Below are 8,408 nucleotides of genomic sequence, written 5' to 3'. Positions count from 1 at the left end.
AATGGACTCCTTGCTGTTCGCGGCGCGCATTGCCGCTACGGGCTACGCCCTTCGCGCCAATGCGCGCCAGCATGAAAAACCAACCACTGTCAGATTTAGTCTAGTCCACCGCACTTTACATCACCAAGGCGTAGAATGGCTGACCCACGCAAAGCGGCACGTCACGGTGTCTCTGCAACTGCCCTTTTCGGATCATGTGCATGATCTCGATGCCAGAAAGAATAATGCGCGCGCAGCGAAAATCCTTGAAGCCCAGCATCGGTCTGACGATCCGCTTGATCGCCCGATGATCCTGCTCGACAATGTTGTTCAGATACTTGCACTGCCGGATCTTGATGGGCGTCTCACGCTCAGCGTTGATCGCATGAAGTGCTGAAAGATTGGCCCCGCTTTTATCGACGGTGACCGTCTCCGGCGCACCGTTCTGGTCAATCGCTTTCTCGAAGTAGCGTTGGGCGGCTGCCCTGTCACGACGGGCCCGGAACAGGAAATCGACCGTGTTGCCGTCCTTGTCCACCGCCCGGTACAGGTACTTCCACTGGCCGCGCAACCTGATATACGTCTCGTCCATCCGCCAGCTTCCGCCCACCGGGCGTTTGCGCTGGCGGAACGCCTTTTCGAACAACGGCACCAGCTTGATGACCCACCGGTGCACCGTCGAGTGATCGACTTCCATGCCGTGGTCGGCCATCATCTCTTCGAGATTGCGCAGGCTCAGCGAGTACGCCACATACCACCGCACGCACAGCAGGATGATGTCGAGCGGGAAATGCAGCCGCTTTAGCACTTTCGCGACGCCCGGTGCCAGCATCTTGCGTGAAATCCGCTCTTTCTTCACCGGGCTGTCTGACAAATTTTTCATCCGCAAATCTTACCCTATCGCGCTATCGCGACAGAACCCTCCATTAATTCCCTTCCCACAACCCCAGATTGCCGAGGCTCGCCGCGAGCTTGAGCCGGGCGGTGCGCCACTTCGAGACGGCCAGCACGCGCTGCTTCTGCGCATCGGTCAGCGCCGTCTGCGCGTTCAGCAGTTCGGTGAAGGTGCCGACCCCCGCCTTGTAACGTCCGCGCGCGATTTCGAGCGAGTGCTGCGCATCGGTGAGCAGATCCTTCGAATTGCCCAGGTTCGCGGTGTCGGTCTGCAGGCTCTGATAGCTCTTCCACACGTCGAGCGATACCTGCAGCTCGGTGTTCTGCACATCCGCTTCCTGTGCGTCGGCCTGTGCTTGCGCTTGCGCGGTGCGATAGCCGGAGGCGAAGCCTTCGAACAGCGGGATCGTTACCTGGATGCCGATGGTGCTGCCTCGGCTGGTTTTCAGCGGCGGAGATCCGTATGAGAGAGGCTGTTGCTGGTACGACGGATTATTCTGGCTAAGGCTGCCCATCAGCGAGATGGTCGGACGGCCCTGGGCGCGCGCGACGTCGACATTGGCACGCGCTGCTTCCAGTTTCGCGCGGGCGGCCACCAGTTTCGGTTGCCGCGCTTTCGCTTCGTCGATCAACTGATCGACCCCTTCGGAGAATTGCGTATCGTCTGCCGTTGGCTCGGATGCGGCGATTCGTACTGGCGTGTTCGCGTCGAGTCCCATCGCGGCGGCGAGTGTGCCGGCTGCCGAACGCTCGTCGCCCTCGGCGCTCACGCGATCGAGCAACGCACGGCGGTAGGTCGTCTGTGCCTGTAGCTGGTCGCTCAGCGTACCCGCTCCAGCGCCATGCTTTGCGCTGGCTTCGGCAAGGCTTTCCTTCGCGATGTTTTCCGATTGCCGTGCCGCATCGACCGACGCCTGCGCATCGCGCACCGCGTAAAAGGCTTGCGCCGCGTTGAAGAACACGGTCTGCAACGCGTCATCCTGTGTGGCATTGGCGGCGGCAAGAAGCTGGCGTGCCTGACGCAGCGCGGCACTACGCTTGCCGAAATCGAACAGCACCCAGCTCAGGTTCAGCATCCCGTACTTGCTGGACGTGCGCTGGGTTGGCGCCGTGTACGAGCCGTAATTCGGAACGTCGTAGGTTATCCGCTGCGTATCCCGTTCATACCCTCCCGTCGCATTGAGCGTGGGCAGATAGGCGGCTTCGCTGACCCCGACGGCGGCGGCCTGCGCGCGGGCGTTCGCCCACGCCTGCCGCGTCTGCGGATTCGCGCAGACTGCCTGCAGGATCGCATCCTCCAGTTCGATCGGGCGATCGACCACCTCCGCCACGCAGGATGCGTTCTTCAGCATCGGCGCGGCCGGGGTGTCGGAGACCAGTGTGTGCGTGCGGTAGACGTCGAGCAACTGCGCGCCGGCGGGCGGCGCGCCGAGCAGCGCGGCCGCGCAGGCGGCGATCAGACGGGTGCGGACCATCGGCATCACCGTCCGGCGGCGGGCTCGCGCTCGGCGGCCTCGGAGGTGGGGGGGACCGCCGGCGAGGGCGCTGACGAGGCCGGCGCGGTGGGTGCCGGAGCCGAAGGCGCGGGCTGCGCTGAAGCGCTTTGCGCCGGTGCGGCTTGTCCGTCTCCGAGCGCGGCTTGCGCGGATGCGGGTTGTTGTCCGGGCGCATGTTGCGTCGCCCCGGCGGCCGGTGCCGAGGCGGGCTGAGCAGGCGCCGCTTGCGCGGCCGCCGCCGGAGTCGGAGCCTGCGCCGCTTGACCCGGCGCCGCCCCATTCACCGAGAGCGCCGACGTCGGCCGGTCGAGCACGATCTTGCCGCCGTTCAGCACGACCACGCGCGATGCCGACGCGATCGTCTCCGGCCGGTGCGCGACGATCAGGCGCGTCATCTGCAGCGCGCTGACAGCGGCATTCACCTGCTGTTCGCGCTGCACGTCGAGATGGCTCGTCGCCTCGTCCAGCACCAGGATCTTCGGCCGCTTGTAAAGCGCCCGCGCAAGCAGCACCCGCTGCTTCTGGCCGCCCGACAGCACCGTGCCCATGTCCCCCACCAGCGTGTTGTAGCCCATCGGCATCGCGACGATGTCCGCATGCACGGCCGCCAGCTGCGCGCATTGCGCCACCCAGAGCGGGTCGGCCTGCGAATCGAAGAAGCTGATGTTGTCGGCGATCGATCCCGCGAACAGCACATCGTCCTGCAGCACGGTACCCACCAGCGTGCGCAGCCGGTCCAGGCCGAGCCGTTCGACGTCGACGCCGCCGATGCGGATCGTGCCGCCCGACGGCGCGAGCACCCCGAGCAGCACGTTGATCAGCGTGGTCTTGCCGCAGCCCGACGGGCCGACGATCGCGACCGATTCGCCCGGCTCGATCTTCATCGATACGCCGTCCAGCACGAGCGGCTCGCCGTCGGCGTAGCGGAACGCGAGCTGCTCGGTTTCGATGCTGGCGACCAGGTTGTCGCTTTCGCCCGGCACCTGCCGCAGGCTGGCGTCGGGTTCGGGCTTGGCGAACACGATGTCGGCCAGACGCTCGCCCTGCAGCTGCAGCATCTTGACCTCGAAGAACTTGTCGATCAGGCTGCCCACCCGGCTGTCGAACTGCCCCTTGTACGCATTGAACGCCATCAGCACGCCGACCGTGAACTGGCCGTCCATCACGAGACGCGCGCCCAGCCAGATGATCACCAGCCCTTCGAGGCCGAACAGCAAGCCGTTCAGCTGCTGGTACAGCAGCTGCAGCTTCTGCACGTGCAGGCCCGCGTTGATCTGCTCGACCAGTAGCGTGAGCCAGCCCGAGCGCCGCTCGTTCTGCCGGTTGAAGAGCTTGATCGTCTTCACGCCGCGAACCGTTTCGAGGAAGTGGCTCTGCTGCTTGGCGGTGTGGACGATCTGCTCTTCGGTCGCCCGCCGTAGCGGCAAGTACCAGAGCGCGCGCAGCAGCGCGTAGAGCAGCATCGTGCCGAGCGCGATCAACCCCAGCTTCCAGCTGTAGATGAACATCATCGCGAGCGTGACGATCGTCATCAGCCCGTCGATCACCGCGCTCAGGAACGAGGTCGTGAGCGTCTGCTGGATCGTGTCGACCGCGCCGAAGCGCGACACGACGTCGCCCAGGTGGCGGCGCTCGAAGTACTGCACCGGCAGGCTCAGCAGATGCGTGAACACGTTGGCGCGCCACTGCACGTTGAGCGTCGTGCCGAAGTACATCAGCGCCCACGCGCGGATCGCGCTGGTCGCCTGCTGCATCAGCAGCAGCAGCCCGAAACCGAGCGCGAGCACCGTCAGCAGATCGCGGTCGGCGCTGACGATCACCTCGTCGATCACCCATTGCAGGAAGAACGGCGACGCCAGCGTGAACACCTCCAGCGCGATCGCGAGCAGCAGGATCTGCCCGAGCGAGCGCGACAGCCCGGTGACCGGCCCGAGCAGCGCGCGCAGCTTGACGGTGGGCGACGCCTCGCGCGGCTTGAAACCGCTCGCGGGCCACAGCTCCAGCGCGACGCCGGTGAACGCGTCCGACACCTCGTCGAAGGTGAGTTTGCGGACACCCTGCGCCGGATCGTGGATCGTCACGGTCTTGCCGTTCACTTCGCGCAACACCACGAAGTGGTTGAAATTCCAGTGCAGGATGCACGGCACGCGCAACTGGGAGAGATGGTCGAGATCGAGCTTGAGCGCGCGGGTGCCGAGATCGAGGCGCTGCGCGACCTCGATCACGCGGCCCAGGCCGACGCCCTTCAGCGATACCGGAAACTGGCCGCGCAACGACGCCAGATCGATGTGATGTCCGTGATAGCCCGCGACCATCGCGAGGCACGCGAGGCCGCACTCCGCGGCTTCGGTCTGCAGGGTCACCGGAAGCTTGTTGCCGATGCCGAATGAAAGGCGATCCAGAAGGGACATGAGTAGGCGCCGCGTCAGAGTTTGCCGGTGAGGCTGTAAAGAGGTTCGAGCACCCATTCGTACAGGCGGCGGCGTTCCTGCAGGACGTCCGCCTGCAGGGCCATGCCGGCCTGCAGCGGCTGCGGCTTGCCGTAGGCGGTCACGTGCTGGGATTTCAGCGCGACGGTGATCCGGTAGTAGGTGCCTTCGTTGCCGGTGGGCCCGCCGCTGGTGGCGAGTTCCGAGGGTGACAGCGCGGTGCGGGCGATCGACACGACGCTCGCCTCGTACTGGCCGAACTTCTGGTACGGATAAGCCTGATAGCGGATCAGCACCGGATCGCCGACGTGGATGAAACCGACCGCGGCGCTCGGCACGAACAGGTACGCCTGCCAATGCGCATTCGTCGGCACGATGCTGGCGAGCGGGTGGGTGGTGTCGGCCATCTGGCCCGGCTCGGCGATCACGGCGGTGGCGGTGCCGGTCTCCGGCGCGGCGATCACCAGCTCGCGCTTCGCTTCGCTCTCGATCAGGCTCTGATCGACGTCGATCACGCTGCGGTCGATCTGCGACAGCTGGTTCTGCTGCTTGAGCGACAGGCCGGCGAGATCGTTGGAGGCTTCCTTCAGCAACTGGGCGGTGCTGGCGCGGTCGCGCTGCAGGCTGTTGAGCTTGGAGCGCTGATCGAGCAGGTCGGCTTCGCGCTGCTGGGCCTGGTCCGTCGAGATGTAATCCTTCGCGAGCAGGCTCGCGTAGCGCGCGGACGCATCGGCGGCGAGCGAGGTGCGGGTGCGCTGAGCGGCGAGCTGATCGTCGATGCCGGCAAGCTGGGTGCGCAGGCTGGCGATCTTGGCCTGCAGGGTATCGCGTTCGTCGCCCTGCAACTGGCGCGTCTTGGCCATTTCCTGCTGCAGCGACGCCTTGCGCTGCTGCGCCTGGCCGATGAGGGCGGCCTGGGTGTCGCCGGCGACGGCGCTCTGCAGGTCGGTCGAGATCGTGTAGAGCGCCTGGCCGCGCGTCACGCTCTGGCCTTCGACGACATGCTTGCTGAGTACGACGCCGGGCTGCTTCGCGTAGAGCTTCACGAGGCCGCTGTCGGGCGTGAGCACGCCTTCGACGGTGGTGCGGCGCGTGTAGCTGCCGAACACGAAGAACAGGATCACGACGAACGCCATGCAGACGGCGGCCGCCGTGAGCAGGACGAACGACACCGGCCGGATCAGGACGATCTCGCCGAGGGTCTGCGTGCGCTGGGCTTCCTGCGCGGCGGTGCGAAAGAGTGGTGTGTTGGGCGTCATGGATGGACAGCCGAAAGTAGCGTAGGGAGCACGTCGCCGGTTCCGTGCGTGGCGTTCGGCCGGCGTATTGCGGTGGCGTCGGGTTGCTTCGTCACTGCCGCGACCCTGCGCTCGCCGCGCCTGTAGCACGGTTGTCGTGCCGTACAGCCCTGGTTTTCGCTCGAGTGGCCTGTTGCATGTCTAGGTGTGTCGGCGAACGATGCCATGACGATAGGGCGCTTAAAATTTAGCGCTCCGAACTCACATCGCGTAGATCCGCAAAGATCGCGGTAATGGGCAGACGCTGTGCGAGATTGCACAACATTGATTTGGAATCTATCGGAGCAAACCGAAACGGGAAAGCGCGCCGGCCTACGTTTTGACGATTATTAGCGGTGTTTTTCCCTGTTTAACATTCGAATCAGTCGATAATCGATCGAGCATCCGGGAAATCGGATGAACGGTGATGTCGGTGACGCGATGCATGCCGCGTCGGGCGACCGGCCCAGCGGATATTGCACTGGCGCGTGCCCGCCCTGAGACGGGCACGCGCATCGCTCGACCGCTCCAGGCACGCATCCGGCGGTTTGCCGTCGATGCCTGGTCGGTCGTTGTATCGGGTGGCGGATTAGCCCGTGATGACCTTGCCCGTGCCGGAGACGATGCCGACGATGTCATTGACCAGGCCGTCGAGCAGGCCGCCGACCGTGTCCGTCAGATTCACGCCGAAGTTGAGCGCGGCTGCGCCAACCGTGCCGATTGCCTGTTGAGCGCCGAGAACCAGAGCGGTCGGAATAGCAACCAGCGGATTCCAGAGACCGCCGCCAACCATATCGATTTCTTGCTGATTGATTTCTTGCATGATCGTTTTTCCTAAAGATAGTGTGGCTAAGGGGGTGTGGCTTAAGACTTGAAGAGGCCGTTGAAGAAGGCCGACCCAACGTTTTCGACCAGTTGAACCGGCAGGTTGCCGACGATCTGGATCGCGCCGACGAGGCCGCCAGCCAGTTGGTCCGTGATGGTCGAACCGATGTTGTACAGGCCTTGGCCGTACACGCCAACCAGACCCGTGAGGGCGCCGACCAGACCACCGCCAACTTGCGCGCCGCCAACCAGATCGATTTCCTGCAGACTAAGTTCTTGCATTGCCCTTCTCCTAACGATTGCCAGATGGCCCATCTGGCAGGGTATCGATCTGCCGTGCCTTTGCACTGCACAAATCAATTCTAGATATTGTTCGCTATCCTGAATTTATCGTCCCGGCGAATCCGGATCATGTCGATGCGTGTTGCTTCAAGCAGAGAGCAAGTACGCAACGCGTGCTCAGTCCGGATCGATTGTCCGGTTGCGAATTTGCCGGACGAAAATTAGCAAAGGTTACCGGTGGAGAAAGTTCGGTAGCGTACTCAGTTGGGTATTGTCAACTTGTTCGGTAAGCGGACGTGACAATGCCGGTCGAACCCATCATCGGAGGTTCTGTCGCGATAGCGCGATAGGGTAAGATTTGCGGATGAAAAATTTGTCAGACAGCCCGGTGAAGAAAGAGCGGATTTCACGCAAGATGCTGGCACCGGGCGTCGCGAAAGTGCTAAAGCGGCTGCATTTCCCGCTCGACATCATCCTGCTGTGCGTGCGGTGGTATGTGGCGTACTCGCTGAGCCTGCGCAATCTCGAAGAGATGATGGCCGACCACGGCATGGAAGTCGATCACTCGACGGTGCACCGGTGGGTCATCAAGCTGGTGCCGTTGTTCGAAAAGGCGTTCCGCCAGCGCAAACGCCCGGTGGGCGGAAGCTGGCGGATGGACGAGACGTATATCAGGTTGCGCGGCCAGTGGAAGTACCTGTACCGGGCGGTGGACAAGGACGGCAACACGGTCGATTTCCTGTTCCGGGCCCGTCGTGACAGGGCAGCCGCCCAACGCTACTTCGAGAAAGCGATTGACCAGAACGGTGCGCCGGAGACGGTCACCGTCGATAAAAGCGGGGCCAATCTTTCAGCACTTCATGCGATCAACGCTGAGCGTGAGACGCCCATCAAGATCCGGCAGTGCAAGTATCTGAACAACATTGTCGAGCAGGATCATCGGGCGATCAAGCGGATCGTCAGACCGATGCTGGGCTTCAAGGATTTTCGCTGCGCGCGCATTATTCTTTCTGGCATCGAGATCATGCACATGATCCGAAAAGGGCAGTTGCAGAGACACCGTGACGTGCCGCTTTGCGTGGGTCAGCCATTCTACGCCTTGGTGATGTAAAGTGCGGTGGACTAGACTAAATCTGACAGTGGTTGGTTTTTCATGCTGGCGCGCATTGGCGCGAAGGGCGTAGCCCGTAGCGGCAATGCGCGCCGCGAACAGCAAGGAGTCCACC

Annotated in this window: 6 protein-coding genes and 1 pseudogene; 1 reads left to right on the top strand and 6 read right to left on the bottom strand. The window is 63.5% G+C overall.

Features of this window, described 5'->3' with window-relative positions:
- Nucleotides 1-115 precede the first annotated feature (115 nt).
- From WS68_RS23720 to WS68_RS23695, 6 genes and pseudogenes are all read right to left on the bottom strand, one after another.
- The gene (locus WS68_RS23720) at nucleotides 116-811 is read right to left on the bottom strand and encodes an IS6 family transposase (protein ID WP_156429534.1); all 696 of its coding nucleotides are present in this window, start codon (nucleotides 809-811) and stop codon (nucleotides 116-118) included.
- A gap of 94 nt (nucleotides 812-905) precedes the next feature.
- The gene (locus WS68_RS23715) at nucleotides 906-2,354 is read right to left on the bottom strand and encodes a TolC family protein (protein ID WP_442857186.1); all 1,449 of its coding nucleotides are present in this window, start codon (nucleotides 2,352-2,354) and stop codon (nucleotides 906-908) included.
- A gap of 176 nt (nucleotides 2,355-2,530) precedes the next feature.
- Nucleotides 2,531-4,780 (bottom strand): annotated as a pseudogene (locus WS68_RS23710) (peptidase domain-containing ABC transporter); the annotation flags it as partial.
- Nucleotides 4,781-4,794: 14 nt separating this feature from the next.
- Nucleotides 4,795-6,057, bottom strand: a complete 1,263-nt coding sequence (locus WS68_RS23705; RefSeq protein WP_059573172.1) for an HlyD family secretion protein — start codon at nucleotides 6,055-6,057, stop codon at nucleotides 4,795-4,797.
- 607 nt (nucleotides 6,058-6,664) lie between these two features.
- Complete coding sequence (locus tag WS68_RS23700; protein ID WP_059573171.1) at nucleotides 6,665-6,898, bottom strand: hypothetical protein; 234 nt, start codon at nucleotides 6,896-6,898, stop codon at nucleotides 6,665-6,667.
- 41 nt (nucleotides 6,899-6,939) lie between these two features.
- A complete protein-coding gene (locus WS68_RS23695) occupies nucleotides 6,940-7,182 on the bottom strand; it encodes a hypothetical protein (protein WP_059573170.1) in 243 nt (80 codons plus the stop codon).
- Between the two features lie 415 nt (nucleotides 7,183-7,597).
- Here WS68_RS23695 and WS68_RS23690 point away from each other — a divergent pair, with 415 nt between their 5' ends.
- On the top strand, nucleotides 7,598-8,293 hold the full coding sequence (locus WS68_RS23690) for an IS6 family transposase (RefSeq protein WP_156429534.1): 696 nt from the start codon (nucleotides 7,598-7,600) through the stop codon (nucleotides 8,291-8,293).
- Nucleotides 8,294-8,408: the final 115 nt, after the last annotated feature.

The organism is Burkholderia sp. TSV86 (genome assembly GCF_001522865.1).
In the GTDB taxonomy this organism is placed as follows: domain Bacteria; phylum Pseudomonadota; class Gammaproteobacteria; order Burkholderiales; family Burkholderiaceae; genus Burkholderia.
This window is presented reverse-complemented; position numbering and strand designations above follow the sequence as displayed.

Coding starts and splice junctions, on each gene's coding strand:
- WS68_RS23720 (WP_156429534.1), bottom strand. CDS start 811: ATGCTGGCACCGGGCGTCGCGAAAGTGCTAAAGCGGCTGCATTTCCCG.
- WS68_RS23715 (WP_442857186.1), bottom strand. CDS start 2,354: ATGCCGATGGTCCGCACCCGTCTGATCGCCGCCTGCGCGGCCGCGCTG.
- WS68_RS23705 (WP_059573172.1), bottom strand. CDS start 6,057: ATGACGCCCAACACACCACTCTTTCGCACCGCCGCGCAGGAAGCCCAG.
- WS68_RS23700 (WP_059573171.1), bottom strand. CDS start 6,898: ATGCAAGAAATCAATCAGCAAGAAATCGATATGGTTGGCGGCGGTCTC.
- WS68_RS23695 (WP_059573170.1), bottom strand. CDS start 7,182: ATGCAAGAACTTAGTCTGCAGGAAATCGATCTGGTTGGCGGCGCGCAA.
- WS68_RS23690 (WP_156429534.1), top strand. CDS start 7,598: ATGCTGGCACCGGGCGTCGCGAAAGTGCTAAAGCGGCTGCATTTCCCG.